Raw genomic sequence first — 15664 nt, forward strand, 5'->3', positions numbered from 1 at the left:
ATTAAGTCCAATTAATAACGGCATCTTTTACAGCTATTAAAGAAAATCTTTACAGTAATAACATCAAGTTACTATTGTAAAGATTTTCATCTTATTTCTTAAATACTCATCACTTCTAAGATGTACCCAAATGCTGTAGCTAGTACACTAACTATTGTAGCTAGAGTGACCCCTGATAATATAGCAAGACCAAATACCGCCCCTATTACTAACATAGCAAGATAATTTTCCTTAATAAATTCCCATAATTTTCCAAAAAGTGTTTTCACATAACTACTTATCTTATTCATATCAATTTTTACAGTAAATCCTTGACTGACTTCAATTTTTTCAGAACTAGTTTCTTCGTCTTCAATCACTGCGTTCATGTCTAACACTAAGTTATCCTTTTCTGAAGACAAGCCAAAGCTTAATCGCCCAGCAGAGATCTCTCCACCAATTCCTCCAAGAGAAGAAATCACTTTTGCTTCTAAAGTATCACCTAAATCAATATTTCCTTCTATTTCTGGTGTACCGTTATTAAAATTCACTACCAACATTGATGGATCTGGATCAGAAATTTTTGTTGAAGATACTCCTGAAACTTCAATAGCGCCATAATCAACCAATAGTTGTTCTTTGTCAAACTCATAAGACGTATCTAATAATTTTTTGTTTAAAATATCCCATCCCATTGATTGTAATAAGGCTTTTTCTGCTTCATTTTCGCGTTTATCTAAAGAAACTACTCCTGAATCATTGTGTGAAACTGCCACTTGATCGACAAAAATCCCATCGATTCCATTTGTTGGTTCTGCAAACTGGTCAAACGTCCAATTGGTTGGTTGCGAAAACCCGAGATTTCCTGACCAACCAGTTGACATATTCGATACATAACTAGCTACTGCTCCTACCTCTTCACTTACTCTTGTACAAACATTCCGAGTACCATAAACACCCATAGAGTACTTATTTCCGGTTGTTCCGGAACGAAGTAGGGAAGAAACACCTTGAAAATAAGGAATAATATTCGTCGTAATATCGGAATCTAAAGCATCAACATCTACCGCAAAATAGATAATTGTATCGCTTGGCATCCCTAGTTTAGTTGCTGCTTTAATAGCTGCTTTAGCATCAGAAATCCCTTGAGCTGCAGTATAATAGGAGACTTCCGGATTATTATCTTGATAAATTGGTATAATTGCCATCCCTTTACTGATAATATAATTTGCTTCTTCACGTGTTAAATACTTCGGAACAAAGTCATTCCCAACTGTTCCTGTCAGATACCGCCCAATATATTTAATTCCGTAATTATATAAATATTCGATTTGAGGTGTTGTTAGCTGTAAGGCGGTATCAACAGCTTCAAAGCTCCGATCAGAAGAACCAGATGAAAGTACTAATGACATCATCGTTTTTAAATCGGGATAGCCTTTTTCTACATCTGTCAACATCATAAATTGTTGAAATAGGATTAAATTTAAAATCATAGGCCCATCTAAGCTACCAGTAAATGATGCAGTGCTAGGATCAATGGCTCTTAAATTTTGATAAAGAGCGTATTGAATTAATAATACCAAATCATTATATACTTCAATTTGGTGATTTGCCGCCAACGTACCATAAGTTTCTTGTGTAGCCGGCCCAAAATTACCATTGGCCACATTAAATAAACCAATCTCCACTTGAATACCATAAATCAAGGCAGTATTTGTGGCACGTTGATAGATCCCGTCACAAGGCAAGATTCCTGTCCATTCCGAATACTTTCTATTTAAAGTTTGTTGCATCTCCCGTGTTCGTTCATCGCCTCCTTGAACTAATACAAAGGCACTCATATCAAACAAGGCTTTGGCCCACATTGAGTCTAACGTACTGGTTGGATTCTCAAATCCAGCAGCTATTTTCAAGCCTTTAGTTGCATCATCATTATCGAGCGTATAAACTGTGTCAAATTTCCCATTTCCCATCCCTTTACAACGAAAAGCACCATCAATCAATTTTACAATTGGGCTTTCATACGTATTAATTAAGTTGGGCGTCACTTGCTGATCCCATAGTGCTGAAGTAGTCTCACCAAAATTATTGACCAGTTCTGTAATACCTAACTCATGTTGTACTGCACGAATCAAACCATAGACCGTATCCCATCCAGTACGGCCATCTTCCGGAACTGAACCAAAACCAAGTACATTTCCATAAGTTTTATTCAACCATTGTTGTACTTCTAATACCCATGGATCTTCTCTTAATTGTTTATCATTTACGTTCATTTTTTTCACTCCTAAAAATTTTTTTTGATTCGAATCACTTAGATATGTCGGAGATTTTCGTCATTTGTGACTGGAAATAGAAAAAAATTTTCTTTTTCCAAGTATTTCTTGAATCTCCACTTCATTCACTCAATCTTTTTCCGCATACGTGTGTTATATTCTTCAAAAAACAAATAGCTCACCGCTTCAGCACACGAATATCCGTCGACAAACAAAGGAAAAAACTGCGCATCATCAGGAGCAATTACCTGATACTTCATTAAAATCTCTTTGATCATCAATGCACTCTCGTCTAAAAAACAGGTTGGAAAGCAGTCATTGGACTCATCGATCATTTGCCAATACCCACTTGCATAAGTAATGCCCTGTTTATCGTTGGTTTTCTCTGATTTTTTCTTGTATAAACGCCAAACATTTTTTCTGCAATAAATAATCGATGGAAAAAAACATTTTTAAAGTTAAAATCATTTTTTGTTTTTCTCGAAAAGCTTCGATTGCTTCCCAAGTCACAAAGAGATAGGCACTATAAAATCTTCAAACTAAATGTATACGCCTACATTACTTACTGAAAAATGTGGATATTTTGCACTTTTTTAAATACGAAACGAAATTCAACAAAATTATGTCTAAACGTCTTTCATCTTGTTCTTTTACATAATCCTCTACTTCTATGATTCGTTCTACCCAAAAATCCATATTTCCCACTCCAATCGTCCTTTTGGATGGGTATGTCGCAAAATAAGTGTAATAGGATACTCTAGGGCTCCTCTTTTTGGATAAAGTCGCCGTATTTGTTTTACTGGCTCTATAATTTATGGGACTGATGAAACCGAGTTGATTGTTCAGACTCAGATTTGATTTTACTCCACTCATCAGTCCTTCTTGACAAAGAGCCGATTTTTAATAACCTTGGTCAAAGCAAAACAAAAAAAAACTGAACCCTTATCCATCAAGGGTTCAGCCGTCATTTGAAGACTATTCTTCTTCTTCAGCCATGAACGTGTTGAATACTTCTTCAATCATGTCCCATTCTGCATCAGTTTCGATTTGTTCTAGTTCGCCTTCTGTGCCGTCTTCATTTTCGACATAAGCATAGGCTTGTAACTCAACATCTTCATCTTCTGGTACACCAGCTGGATAAAGCAATACGTAGTTACGGCCAAATTCTTCTTGTCCATCAACTGTTAATAAGATTTCATATAATGTTTCGTTTCCTTGATCATCTACTAAGGTGATATGCTCGTGCCCTTCGTGATCGTGGTCATGTGTGTGGTTATGTTCTGTCATAAGTCTCCCTCTTTTCATTGAAATTAAAATAATTTTTTTCCTGAACCGTCTAAATAATTTTGTAAAATCATGACAGCAGCTAATTTATCAATCACTTTTTTTCTTTTAGCTCTTGATGTATTGGCTTGCTCAACTAACATTCGTTCAGCTTGAACTGTGGTTAGTCGTTCATCTTGATATTCAACTGGTAACGAGAATAATTCTTTAATTTTTTCTCCATAAGCCATTGAGCTTTCTGCTCTTGGTCCAATTGTATTATTCATATTTTTAGGTAAGCCTACGACAAATCGGTCTACTTCGTATTGATCGACCAGTTCTTTCAAACGGTCAAAGCCAAACTCTTCCGCCTCTTCATCAATACGAATGATCTCTACTCCTTGAGCGGTCCAACCAAATGGATCGCTAACAGCAATACCAACTGTTTTTGAGCCCACATCTAAGCCCATTACTCTCATATACTTACCCCATGGTTTGTTAGATAATCTTTAACAATTACTTCCATGATTTCATCGCGTTCGTGACGACGTATCAAGTTTCTTGCATCACGATAACGAGGAATGTAGGCCGGGTCTCCAGAAAGCAAGTAGCCAACAATCTGATTAATTGGATTGTAGCCTTTTTCTTCTAAAGCCCGATAAACGATCGCTAATGTCTCACTTACTTCTTTTTTACGACTATCGTCAAAACCAAAACGTACGGTTTCATCTGTAAAACCCATGATTCTACACCTCTTTCCCGCAAGGTATTCATTTACCTTCTACACTTTTATTTTACTCGAATTACCTTAAAACTACAAATAAATCTTAAAAAACTTCCGGTTAAATTAATAAACAGACTTCTCATTACTTTAACATATTTGTGATCAAATGTTCAGTTACTTGATCGTATCTTAACCAAAGTATACGCTATATTTAAATAAATATAAGCTTTTTCGATAATTCTTCAAAAAGTTCATACTTTTTTCGTATACTATCAAATGTCATTAGCTATTTTTTTCTCGCCTGTCCGGTATCATAGTTGATTTCATAACCCTCTTGAACGTTATAAATAAACACATTAAATTTTATTTTTTTATCTTCAATACTTTCTGCTTCTAATTGTACTCCTCTGGCAACTAATTCATCTCCCTTAAAATGTGGAGTAACACGATAACGAACGTGATGATTGGTTTCTTTGATATAAGCGGCAATATCATTTTCATGGACTAGCATATACGGCGCATTTAATGAACGAGTACCTGTCATCAAATTTTTGATGTTGTTGTTTTGTCCAGTCAATTGATAACCAATCAAATGGCTACGATTATAAAGCCATTGGCCATCGCTTAATTTTTTTTGTTTCCAACCAGTTGGATCAATATACAACGGCTCGCGTTTTTCTTTGGGAAAAAGGTCTTTTCCCAATAACGCGTTGGCCGCACCTACACGGTTCAATCGATCAATATTTGAATAGCTTTGCCATGTTCCTTTAGCTAAGCTCAAATCTTCTTCAGTGAAATCCGGACGATTCTGATTGATCTCAATTTCTTGATGCTTCCCATCATATTCTGGTACGTCTGCTACTTTTGACGCTTGTGGGGTTGAGTCAAATAACCCAGTAATTTGTTGAACGATATCTGAATTTTTTTGTGTTGATAGTCCTAGTGCCCCTGCTAAAACAGCAACAACCACACCCATAATGGCTTTTGTTGATTTTTTCTGCATTTCTTTACTCCTTTTCTAAACAACTATTCTAAACTTTAACATACGTTCCCCTTTTTTAAAATATTTAAACTTATTTTATTCCATTTATTTCTACCTTTAATTCTCTATACTAAGTAAAAATTGATCTCTTCTTAAAAAGAATACGTCATAAAAAATCATTGATCTTAAAACAGTATGTTTTCACTTAATCAAGCAAAAAATACCTTGTGACTCAAAAACAAAAAACAGTATTGATCAAACAAAATGTGATCAATACTGTTTCTCTTCATTCCTATCGTTCGTTTAAGCGGGTGACGGGAATCGAACCCGCGACATCAGCTTGGGAAGCTGGGATTTTACCACTAAACTACACCCGCATCTTACAAAAATCAGTATACGCCTCTTTCATTTCATACTCAAGTATTTATTTATTTCTCTTTTATTTAGTCATTTGTAGTAAAATAAAAGCAACAAATGAACTATTGGAGAAAATATTATGACAGAAAAAGAGTTGGATTTATTACTTGATACTTGTTTATTAGCTGGCAAAATCATGATGGAAAGCAACGCTGAGATGTACCGAGTAGAAGACACAATGAGCCGAATCGCTCTTGCTTCTGGCAATTATCGCCTGGTCAGCTATGTTACTCAAACGGGTTTGTTTATTGGTCTTGACCGTACGTCAACCATTAGAATGGAACAAATCACCAATCGCTCCATTAATCTGGAAAAAGTTGTCAATGTCAATAATCTTTCTAGAAAATATGTTGCTGGTGAGTTAACTTTGAATGATCTCTACATTGCCTTACAAGCCATTGAAAAAGATCGGTCATTTTTCCCAGTATGGCTTCAAATTTTAAGTGCTGCGGTGATTAGCGGAACGATCATGGTATTATTTGGTGGAGAAATGAGTGATCTACCAATCACTTTGATGATCGGCGGTATCGGCTATGCGATTTACTTATATAGTTTAAAATTTTTTCGGATCAAATTTTTGTCAGAGTTCTTATCTTCCTTGTTAATTGGTCTTACAGCTATTCTCAGCGTTCGTGTCGGATTAGGTGCCAATCAGGATTTGATCATCATCGGTTGTGTCATGCCCCTTGTTCCTGGAGTACAGATTACAAATGCTATTCGGGATTTACTAGCTGGACACTATGTTTCTGGAGTTTCTCGTGGTACAGAAGCCATGATGACTGCCACAATGATCGGATTTGCGATTGCCTTTATCTTCCAACTTTTTTATTGAGAAAGGAACATGATGATGTGGAATCTATTTATTCAATTTTCTTTTAGCTTTTTAGCCACAGCGGCTTTTGCGATCATCACCAACGTTCCTAGACGTGCCTTGATTTGTTGCGGGCTCTCTGGTGCCTTTGGCTGGATGATCTATTGGGTATGTGTGGATTTGGGTGGTACGCCGGCTTTTGGTTCGTTACTGGGTTCTTTAGGTGTTGCATTTATCAGTGATCTTTTTTCTAAACGATTAAAAATGCCTGTAACCATCTTTAATATCCCTGGCATGGTACCACTAGTTCCTGGAGGTCTGGCTTATCAAGCAGTGAGAAATCTAGTAACTGGCTCGTATCAGGCAGCTGCAAGTTATACAGTTCAAGCGATCATGATTGCTGGTGCTATTGCTTTAGGACTCGTTTTATCAGAGGTCTTCAACCACAATATCCGAAACTTCAAATTAAAACGAGAAGCCATTTTTTTGAAACGAAAAAAAAGAACAACTAAAAACATTCATAAATGAAAAAGTAACGGCGAAAATAATCGTGCCATGAATAAAAAACCAAAGTATCTAGAAAATAGGCAAGCTACAAGCTATTTTCAAGTACTTTGGTTTTTTATTGTCACATCAGTTGTTTTTGTCACTAATAATTTTAGTCTTTGCTTTAAAATGACCGATACACATATTGATTTTTAGGTGCCTCGATTTTGGTTAGAGTATTGACCTCTACAACTGGAATGTCCCGTTTGAAGGGTTCATAGTAGTCAGATTGGATGGTGCCTTCTACTTTATACCACTCATCGTTTTTGACATTCGTTCCTTCCGGCATATGTGTCAATAGACCGAATACACCTGAGTCAGCAACGCAATGGATGATTCCAAAACGGAATAAGAAATTATCTTCTTTTTCCCCATCTGGCGTTTTATACACAAAGCCTTCATAAGAGATTTTTTTCCCAATAAATTCACTTGGGTAATTATAAATCAATTCCATGACTTCCAAGTAATTCTCATCAGTGATCTTAATAAGCTGTTTGTCATCATATTTTTCTTTTAATTTTTTCATCTGATCCAAATAGTCAGACTTGTTAAAATAAATGCTCGTATCAGGCTTTAAATATTGTGTCTGCATTTCAGGGTCCCCAACCGACTCCTTACTTATTGGAAAATTGAATCCTTTTGCTTCCACAATCGTCGTATCTAAACTGACTGTCGGAAATAAAGTACCGACAATAACAGGTAAAGCCAACAGAACATAAGCGATCACTCGTTGTGAGGGTTTGGTTAACCCGTGATCGTGATCATGATCGTGGTGATGGTGTACTTCTTCATCTACCTGTTTTTTCCCTTTTACTGAATCACTCTTGACCCAAATATACAATTGGACCAATGCAAGTAAAGCAGATAAAATCATCGATAAAATAGCCAAATAACGATAATGAACATTGATGTACTGATCTAATTTCCCAGATACTTGTAAATACATCATTAGCTCAAAATAACCAGATAATATCAAAAATCGTATCATACTGCTCCTCCTAGATAAATAATGTAAAACCAATCACACTAACGGCTATCAAACCAATGAGCATCAAAATAAAGCGACCATTAAAATAGCGTTTCATCATCAAAAGGTTTTTGATATCCACCATTGGTCCAAATACTAAGAATGCCACCACAGGAGCTGTACCAAAAAGGCTGAGTAAGGATGACCCGATGAACGCATCTGCTTCCGAGCATAGGGACATCGTAAAAGCTAGAAGAAGCATGATAATAATTGCTAGTAGTTTGGTTGAGCCCAGTGTCAACATGACACGAGTTGGCAAGTAAGTTTGCATACTAGCGGCAATCAGACCACCGACAATCAGATACCGACCCGTATCAAAAAATTCATCGATCGAATGTGTGAGGACATGACCTGTTTGCTGACTAAGTTGCTTGATTCTCCCAATTTTGACCTCCTCGTGTTTATTGGTACCATGGGTGTGGTCATGATGATGGTTGTGATGATGGTTATGATCGATTGTTTGTTGGATCTTCGTTTTCAATACACTTTCTTTTTGAAAATAAGCGAGCCAGATACCAATGATCAACGCTACCACAAAGCTTCCAACCATTCGCCAACCGGCCATTTCCCAAGAGTTCCCAAATGCAATAAAAGTAGAAAAAATGACGATTGGATTGATAATAGGTGCTGTTAACATAAATGCAAAAGCGGTATGCACAGGAACTCCTTTTTTGACAAACTGATGAACGATCGGTACGATCCCACATTCACAGGATGGAAAGAAAAATCCTAAAACAGAACCAGTCAAAATGGATAAAAAGCGATTATCTGGTAACCAGCGTTTGACTCGCTCAGGTGTTAAAAAGACTTGTAGTGCCCCAGAGATGAGACAGCCTAATAGAACAAATGGTAAAGCTTCAATAACGATTGATAGAAAAATCGTACTCATCTGCAATACCGAATTTGGTATAAAAGAAAACATTTTTTCGCTCCTTACTATAAACATCATTTGCCAGAATAATATACGCTTTTCGCTAAAAAAAAACAAGGTTACTTCTATTTCTTACCTAACTCTTATCTTTTATTTGATAAAAATAAGACAAGTTAATTGACTTTTTTTCTTATTGTGATTAAATGGGTTCACGAAATCTTTCACAACGTTTATTGTGAAAGGCTGTTTTGATTAGGAAGGACGTTTTTTATATGAAAAAAACCACGAATCTATCAGAAGTACATCAGACATTAGCACAAGATGAAACGGTAGTTCTTTACTTATCTATGCCAAATTGCAGCGTGTGTCATGCTGTTCTTCCTCGTTTGAAGAAATTATTGAATCAGTATGATTTTCCTAGTTTTCATTTAGATGCTGTGGAAACACCTGAAGTAGCTAGTGCTTTTCAAATATTGACTGCTCCAGTTATTTTGATCTACCATAAAAATAAAGAAGTCGAACGACAAGCACGCTTTATCAATTTTGCGAAACTAGAAACGCTGCTGGATCAGTTAAATAACTCTGATGAAACGATCAGCTATGAAGAATTGTTTCAGTAATCGTTGTCTTAACCTATACTATACCTATATGAAGACAATTAATGCGCGCTAACCTTTAGATAGGATAAAATACTTCTTAGGTTTACTTAGGTTTGCTAAGCTCCCTTCATCTTACTATGGGCGAAATTTTAGAAATTCGTTCCAGTATTTTTTTCACTATGGTTTATTTAGCTATGTAGTTGACATTACGTAAAAACACCATAGAGGTTGAACTTCATTCAATCTCCATGGTGTTTTAATATTTGAAATCTACGAGTAGCGTTGCACCACACTAATTTCATAGTACTTCTCGCACTCGCTCTAGATTTTGAGATTTCGTGTATATTGATCTGGGTTTCTCACTTGCAAACTCTCAACAACTAGCTGATTACGTCGATTCAAGTGTCCTGTAACAGCAATGTTATATTTTCTTTCTTCCATCATCATCAACTTATCCGCAATCTCGACATTTGCAACAATACAATTAAGAGGCTGATGAATGGTTTCCAATGTAAACCGAACAAGCAATGGTTGCGTCTTTATCACTCTGATCTTATCAAGTAAACCTACATATGTTTTCACATTGATCACCTCGATAATCTTTAGAAAAAGTCTCAAATCAGTTAAATTTTCATTGAAAGCAAATGGTCATTACTAGGAAAGAAACGTTCTTTCCTATGCAATTCGGACATAACTTTCTTTCAAAAAATATCTTTTTCGATACAACTAGTCTAAGTCGTGAAATTGTCGATATACTTCTTGCTTTTTGAGTCCATTTTTTACAGCAACAGCTTTAATAGCTGCATTTGTTTTTTCCCCAAGAGCAATCAACTGTTCGACTTGTTCTTTCAATGATCCTTCAATTTGTGTTTGTGGCTCTTCACTTCCAGTATTTCCTTCAACCAATAAACAGCATTCTCCCTTTACAGGGTGTTCTTCAATGTAGTCTAATAACTCTTCAATACTTCCACGTAAATATTCTTCATGGATTTTTGTTAATTCTCGACACAAAACAACTTGACGGTTACCAAAAACAGTCAACATATTCGTTAAAGTTGCACTGATCCGATAAGGAGATTCGTAAAAAATCAATGTAGCTGTGTATTCTTTCAATGTTTCTAACGATGTTTGTTGTTCTTTTTTCTTTCTTCCTAAAAAACCATAAAATAAAAATGGCTGAGGTAACAAGCCTGAAGCAATCAACGCAGTCATCCCAGCAGTTGGTCCTGGAATAGCGATTACCGGAATCCCCGCTTGGATGCAAGCAAGTACCAGCTCATGTCCTGGATCGCTAATAGAAGGCATCCCAGCATCACTTACCTGTGCAATCGAGCGACCAGACATCAACTCAGCAATCAATTGCGGAATTCGTTCCTTATAGTTGTGTTCATGTAAACTTTTTTGCGGTGTCTGAATCTCAAAATGATTCAGTAATTTTTGGGTATTTCGTGTATCCTCACTGGCAATCAAGTCTACTTCTTGTAATATCCGTACACTACGATAAGTCATATCTTCTAAATTGCCAATCGGAGTCGGTACTAAATAAAGCGAGCCAGTTTCATGATGTCCTTTAAAACTTTTTTGATTAAGCATGATTTATTCTCCTGTGTAAGAGGTCGTGAAAGAAGCGGTTAACTCCGAGCAAATAAGAGAGGATTTTTTAAAATAGCTTCCCATATTTTAGAAAATCATCGCTTATTGCTGAGGAGTTGCTTCTTGAACGCCGTGTAAAGGTCGTGAAAAGCATGGGCTGCTTCAAGAATTAAGAACGAAAAATTGAAAATAGCTTTTCATATTTTTAATTTTTTGAGCTTAATTCCGCAGAAGCAATGCTTTGAACGCCATATAAGAGGTCGTGAACAACACGGCCTCCTTTAAGAATTAAGGGCGAAACATTGAAAAATAGCATTTCTTATTTTTTATTTTCGGACTTAATTCCGTAGAAGTGATACTGTGAGTGCCGTTTATTGATCGCTAAAAATAAGCAATATCAGGCTTGTTTCAAATCTCTTTGTTTACCGTCCGCTTTCTCGATAGATGACTTCTAAACAAAAGGCACAAGGTTCGTCATTCTCACGTCTTGAGCCATAGAGATCATAACAAACATGAAAGCCTTCTTCATAAATCTTTTCTAAGTTCATACGAGATTTTGAAAGTTCTTGTTTCACATTATCTGCTGGTGTTTGTACTTGATTTAATTCCCGTAAATGCTCTCTTAAACGTTGATTTTCCATTTCCAACGTTGTATTTTTTTCAACGATCTCATGTAATGCTTGCTTCATTTCCACCAATTCAGTTAATGTATTTCTTAGCTCTGATTCTAATTGGTTCAAGCCATCATATAATGATCTCTTATCCATTTATCTCACCTACCTGGATGAAGTTTTTCAATTCATCCCATTCATATTCGATTGGATTTTCCCGACCTGTTAATCGAACATTTACTAGTCGATTAAGTAAGTTCAAGCCGACAACTTTCCCTTTACCATCAGGAGTGTTAACCACTGTTCCAAAATCTGGAAGTGCTTTTTTTGCTAATTCATATTCTTCATTTTCATATTGCAAGCAACACATCAAACGTCCACACAACCCAGATATCTTAGTCGGGTTTAAGGACAAATTTTGATTTTTTGCCATTTTGATTGAAACTGGGACAAAATCTCCTAAAAATGAAGCACAGCATAAAGGCCGTCCACATGGACCAATCCCACCTAGCAATTTTGCTTCATCTCGTACCCCGATTTGTTGAAGTTCAATCCTAGTACGAAACACGGCAGCTAAGTCTTTGACTAATTCCCGAAAATCAATTCGTCCATCTGCTGTGAATGAAAAGATGAGTTTACTACGATCTAACGTATATTCTACATGAATGATCTTCATTTCTAACCCATGTTTTTGGACTTTTTCTTTCGCAATCAGCCTGGCTTGTTCTGCATCTTCTTTATTTTTTTGCTCTTTTTCGAGTTCTGCTTGTGTCGCTTTATGCAAAATTGAACTGATTTGCTCAGGCAATTCTTCCGGATCAAGTTCTGCTTTAGGAATGGCGACAGTTGCAATATGTAAGTTTTTTTGAGTTTCAACGATTACTTTCTCGTTGTATTCATACGTTAATTGACCAGGTTTAAAATAATAGATAGGACCTGCTTCTTTATAACGGACACCTACTACTTCGACCATTTCCATCCCCCTTGCCCCTCATTTTTCCTGCTGTCTCAGCCAGTAATTGTTTGTAAAACAAACTGTTCCGCTACTGCTTGGAAGCTGACATTGCTTCTTAATTTCTGTTCCGCTAATAAAATACGCTCAATCGTCTGATTAATACGTGTTACTTTTCTAAGATTTTCTGCTATTAAAGCTTGTTGTAAAGCTTCTTGATAATAAAACATTAAGATCGATAAACCAGTAAATTGTTGCGATTTTTCTTTAAAAGTCTTTATTAACTTTTTTTGAACATAAATGAATGCTTGTGTATCATTTTTTTGCAAATACACAAACCACTGTTGAATCGAATCCTTAGCATCATTAAACCATTCATTTTGCGATATTTCAACTGCTTTTGTGAAACTGTTCGTCAAGAAAGTCAAAAGTTTCGCTTTTTCTAAAGGAATCTGTGCTTGTTGTAATTTATAAATCAACGCATCTTTAGCCAGCTCCTGAAAATGCAAGATTTGGCAGCGTGATTGAATCGTTGGTAAGATTCGCCCAATCGAATCCGTTTCTAAGATCGCTAGAAAATCGCCTGGTGGTTCTTCTAAAAACTTAAGCAAACTATTTGCTGCACTTGCATTCATCTTTTCTGCTTCTTGAATAAGGAAAACTTTCTTCCGAGATTCATAACCACTACGACTAAATTCGGTTTGCAAACGTCTAATTTGATCGACTTTGATCGTTTGCCCTTCTGGTACGATCGTTAAAACGTCTGGATGTTCTTGGTTTTGGATTCGTTGACAATTATTGCATACTCCACAAGGAAGTTGTTCCTGCAGATTCGTACAAAACAGGTGTTGTGCTAACCAAATCCCCATTTCGTGTTTTCCCGTTCCTTTTTCGCCTTCAAAAAGATAAGCATGAGCGAGGCGCCCATGCTCAAAACTTCGTTGAAGCTGTTGATACACGATAGGTTGCATTTGATCCAGCGTAAATTCTTGATCCATGGCGCCTCCTAAAATTGATGAAATCCTTCAACTGGTAACACAAAGACGGTTGCTCCACCGACTTCAACTTCTACTGGATAAGGGACTCCACCGTCCATAGAGATATCCAACGTGACAGGTGTTGAAACAAATTGTTTTCTTGATTCACAAGTTTTTTTGATGATTTCTAATGCTTCTTCTACACGTTCGTCTTCAATCCCAACAATAAATGTACTGTTGCCAGCTTTCAAAAAGCCACCAGTTGAAGATAATTTTGTTGCACGGATATTGGCATCAATCAATTCATTGGATAAACGATTACTGTCTTTGTCTTGAATAATTGCTAAAATAATTTTCATATACAGTCACCTTCCTAGTTTTCAAAAAATTGTGGGTATTGTTCAACAATGGCTCTGTAACTTGTTTGAAGTACCTCTTCAAAGCTCTTTCTTGCATCAATTTTATAAATACGTTCAGGATTCTCTTCAGCTATTTTTAAATACGCATGACGTACTCGTTGATGAAATTCCAATCCTTCTGAATCTAATCGATCGATTTGACCTCTTCGGTTCTCTTTAATGCGATGCAATCCAGTATCTGAATCAATATCGAGATAAAGGGTAAAGTCAGGTGTCGTACCTTCTGTAGCAAATTCATTCAAGCGGGCAATCTCAGAAACACCAATTCTACGTCCCGCCCCTTGATAAGCCAATGAGCTGTCTACAAATCGATCACATAAAACAATGCTTCCTTCTGATAAAGCAGGTAGGACTTTCTCGACCAAATGCTGTCTTCTAGCCGCAGCATATAGCAAAGCTTCTGTCCGTTCATCCATCCGATCATTTTTAGGATCAAGGATAACTGCCCGAATCTCTTCGGCAATCGGGATCCCACCTGGTTCTCTTGTTTGAATGATCTTTGTTTTTGCTACTTTTTTCAAAAGAGGGAATAACTCATTTAGAATACTGGTTTTCCCAGCTCCATCTGGTCCCTCGATCGTAATAAATAGTCCGTTCACATTTTTGCCCCCATCTCTTGCGTTACTTCTTTATTGTAGCCGAAATTCTTTTTTATAGAAAATTTATAACTCGCGTCTGCCTTCTACCGCTTTTAACAGGGTCACTTCATCAGCATATTCGATATCCGAACCAACGGATAAGCCGTGGGCCAATCGAGTGACTTTGATACCAGCCGGTTTGATCAATCGTGAAAGATACATGGCAGTAGCTTCTCCTTCAGTGGTTGCATTTGTTGCAATGATCACTTCTTTCACTTGATCATCATGTAGGCGTTCAAGTAACGAAGAAATGTTGATATCTTCAGGTCCAGTCCCTTCCATTGGAGAAAGAACCCCATGTAGAACATGATAAAGCCCACGATATTCCCGCATTTTTTCTAACGCCATCACGTCTTTTGGTTCTTCGACAACTAAGATAACCCCCCGATCTCTTGAAGGATCTTTACAAATCTCACATGGGTCTTCTTCTGTGATGTTGCCGCAAACACTACAAAAATGAAGATCTCGTTTGACACTTAACAACGATTTAGCAAATTCATTCACGATTTCATCTTTCATATCGATCGTGTAGAAAGCTAATCTTGTGGCTGTTTTCTGACCGATCCCTGGCAGTCTCATGTAACTATCGATCAATTTAGCAATTGGTTCTGGATATTGCATTTTCATTACCCCTTTAGGAAAAATTAGAAGGGTAACCCCTTAGTGTATTTTCCCATTGTTTTTTCAGATTCTGCATCGATTTTTGTCAAAGCATCATTGACAGCCATCATCAACAGGTCTTGCAACATTTCTGTATCTTCAGGATCCACGACACCTTCACTGATTTGGATGTCTTTCATCCGACGATCACCTGTAAAAATAACTTTCACTAACTCATTGGTTGCTACACCAGTAAACTCTGTTTCGTTCAATTGTTCTTGTGCTTGAACCATCTCTTTTTGCATTTTTTGGACTTGTTTCATCATCCCTTGCATGTTTCCCATTCCGCGCATCATAATTGATCATTCTCCTTTTTTTA

Annotated in this window: 20 protein-coding genes and 1 tRNA gene; 3 read left to right on the plus strand and 18 right to left on the minus strand. The window is 36.7% G+C overall.

The features are described from left to right. Positions 1 to 98: 98 nt before the first annotated feature. The 7 genes from IGK81_RS09815 to IGK81_RS09845 all read right to left on the minus strand — a co-directional run bounded on the left by IGK81_RS09815 (position 99) and on the right by IGK81_RS09845 (position 5601). On the minus strand, positions 99 to 2255 hold the full coding sequence (locus IGK81_RS09815; protein ID WP_051641766.1) for a glycoside hydrolase domain-containing protein: 2157 nt from the start codon (positions 2253 to 2255) through the stop codon (positions 99 to 101). A gap of 125 nt (positions 2256 to 2380) precedes the next feature. After that, on the minus strand, positions 2381 to 2590 hold the full coding sequence (locus tag IGK81_RS09820) for a hypothetical protein (RefSeq protein ID WP_252703166.1): 210 nt from the start codon (positions 2588 to 2590) through the stop codon (positions 2381 to 2383). A 640-nt stretch (positions 2591 to 3230) separates the two neighbouring features. Then, complete coding sequence (locus tag IGK81_RS09825; protein WP_010718676.1) at positions 3231 to 3542, minus strand: DUF1292 domain-containing protein; 312 nt, start codon at positions 3540 to 3542, stop codon at positions 3231 to 3233. Between the two features lie 23 nt (positions 3543 to 3565). Next, a complete protein-coding gene (gene ruvX / locus IGK81_RS09830) occupies positions 3566 to 3997 on the minus strand; it encodes a Holliday junction resolvase RuvX (RefSeq protein ID WP_010718677.1) in 432 nt (143 codons plus the stop codon). Further along, complete coding sequence (locus tag IGK81_RS09835; RefSeq protein ID WP_010718678.1) at positions 3994 to 4260, minus strand: IreB family regulatory phosphoprotein; 267 nt, start codon at positions 4258 to 4260, stop codon at positions 3994 to 3996. Before IGK81_RS09835 ends, ruvX begins: the two co-directional genes overlap by 4 nt. Positions 4261 to 4528: 268 nt before the next feature. After that, a complete protein-coding gene (locus tag IGK81_RS09840) occupies positions 4529 to 5245 on the minus strand; it encodes a DNA/RNA non-specific endonuclease (RefSeq protein ID WP_034699030.1) in 717 nt (238 codons plus the stop codon). A 285-nt stretch (positions 5246 to 5530) separates the two neighbouring features. Continuing rightward, positions 5531 to 5601 (minus strand) — tRNA-Gly (locus tag IGK81_RS09845). A gap of 119 nt (positions 5602 to 5720) precedes the next feature. Here IGK81_RS09845 and IGK81_RS09850 point away from each other — a divergent pair. Further along, on the plus strand, positions 5721 to 6473 hold the full coding sequence (locus IGK81_RS09850) for a threonine/serine exporter family protein (RefSeq protein ID WP_010718680.1): 753 nt from the start codon (positions 5721 to 5723) through the stop codon (positions 6471 to 6473). Positions 6474 to 6488: 15 nt separating this feature from the next. Beyond that, entirely contained in the window at positions 6489 to 6980 is a 492-nt protein-coding gene (locus IGK81_RS09855; protein ID WP_034699026.1) for a threonine/serine exporter family protein, read from the plus strand. A 142-nt stretch (positions 6981 to 7122) separates the two neighbouring features. Here the strand turns inward: IGK81_RS09855 and IGK81_RS09860 are convergent, their stop codons facing one another. Both IGK81_RS09860 and IGK81_RS09865 read right to left on the minus strand, forming a co-directional pair. Continuing rightward, complete coding sequence (locus IGK81_RS09860; protein WP_010718682.1) at positions 7123 to 7986, minus strand: TIGR03943 family putative permease subunit; 864 nt, start codon at positions 7984 to 7986, stop codon at positions 7123 to 7125. A gap of 10 nt (positions 7987 to 7996) precedes the next feature. After that, positions 7997 to 8947 (minus strand): permease, encoded by a 951-nt coding sequence (locus IGK81_RS09865; RefSeq protein ID WP_010738040.1) that lies wholly within the window; start codon positions 8945 to 8947, stop codon positions 7997 to 7999. Between the two features lie 221 nt (positions 8948 to 9168). Between IGK81_RS09865 and IGK81_RS09870 the strand changes: the two genes are divergently transcribed. Next, positions 9169 to 9516: a thioredoxin family protein gene (locus tag IGK81_RS09870; RefSeq protein WP_034699023.1), complete on the plus strand. Its 348-nt coding sequence runs from the start codon at positions 9169 to 9171 to the stop codon at positions 9514 to 9516. Between the two features lie 300 nt (positions 9517 to 9816). Here the strand turns inward: IGK81_RS09870 and IGK81_RS09875 are convergent, their stop codons facing one another. The 9 genes from IGK81_RS09875 to IGK81_RS09915 form a co-directional block, all read right to left on the minus strand. Further along, a complete protein-coding gene (locus IGK81_RS09875; protein WP_002328071.1) occupies positions 9817 to 10077 on the minus strand; it encodes a hypothetical protein in 261 nt (86 codons plus the stop codon). Between the two features lie 144 nt (positions 10078 to 10221). Next, positions 10222 to 11088 carry a 16S rRNA (cytidine(1402)-2'-O)-methyltransferase gene (rsmI, locus tag IGK81_RS09880; protein ID WP_034699020.1) on the minus strand — a complete coding sequence of 289 codons (867 nt, stop codon included), beginning with the start codon at positions 11086 to 11088 and terminating at the stop codon, positions 10222 to 10224. A 422-nt stretch (positions 11089 to 11510) separates the two neighbouring features. After that, positions 11511 to 11855, minus strand: coding sequence for a DNA replication initiation control protein YabA (locus IGK81_RS09885; protein WP_010718685.1), 345 nt, complete (start codon positions 11853 to 11855; stop codon positions 11511 to 11513). After that, positions 11848 to 12672: a PSP1 domain-containing protein gene (locus IGK81_RS09890; RefSeq protein ID WP_034699017.1), complete on the minus strand. Its 825-nt coding sequence runs from the start codon at positions 12670 to 12672 to the stop codon at positions 11848 to 11850. Before IGK81_RS09890 ends, IGK81_RS09885 begins: the two co-directional genes overlap by 8 nt. Positions 12673 to 12707: 35 nt before the next feature. Then, complete coding sequence (holB, locus tag IGK81_RS09895; RefSeq protein ID WP_010718687.1) at positions 12708 to 13649, minus strand: DNA polymerase III subunit delta'; 942 nt, start codon at positions 13647 to 13649, stop codon at positions 12708 to 12710. Between the two features lie 8 nt (positions 13650 to 13657). Then, positions 13658 to 13987: a cyclic-di-AMP receptor gene (locus IGK81_RS09900; protein WP_010718688.1), complete on the minus strand. Its 330-nt coding sequence runs from the start codon at positions 13985 to 13987 to the stop codon at positions 13658 to 13660. 14 nt (positions 13988 to 14001) lie between these two features. Then, a complete protein-coding gene (gene tmk, locus IGK81_RS09905) occupies positions 14002 to 14646 on the minus strand; it encodes a dTMP kinase (protein WP_010718689.1) in 645 nt (214 codons plus the stop codon). A 63-nt stretch (positions 14647 to 14709) separates the two neighbouring features. Continuing rightward, positions 14710 to 15306 (minus strand): recombination mediator RecR, encoded by a 597-nt coding sequence (gene recR, locus IGK81_RS09910; RefSeq protein WP_010718690.1) that lies wholly within the window; start codon positions 15304 to 15306, stop codon positions 14710 to 14712. Between the two features lie 23 nt (positions 15307 to 15329). Continuing rightward, positions 15330 to 15641 (minus strand): YbaB/EbfC family nucleoid-associated protein, encoded by a 312-nt coding sequence (locus tag IGK81_RS09915; protein ID WP_010718691.1) that lies wholly within the window; start codon positions 15639 to 15641, stop codon positions 15330 to 15332. Between the last annotated feature and the right edge of the window lie 23 nt (positions 15642 to 15664).

Source organism: Enterococcus sp. DIV0703 (genome assembly GCF_051711065.1).
Taxonomy (GTDB): domain Bacteria; phylum Bacillota; class Bacilli; order Lactobacillales; family Enterococcaceae; genus Enterococcus_B; species Enterococcus_B hirae.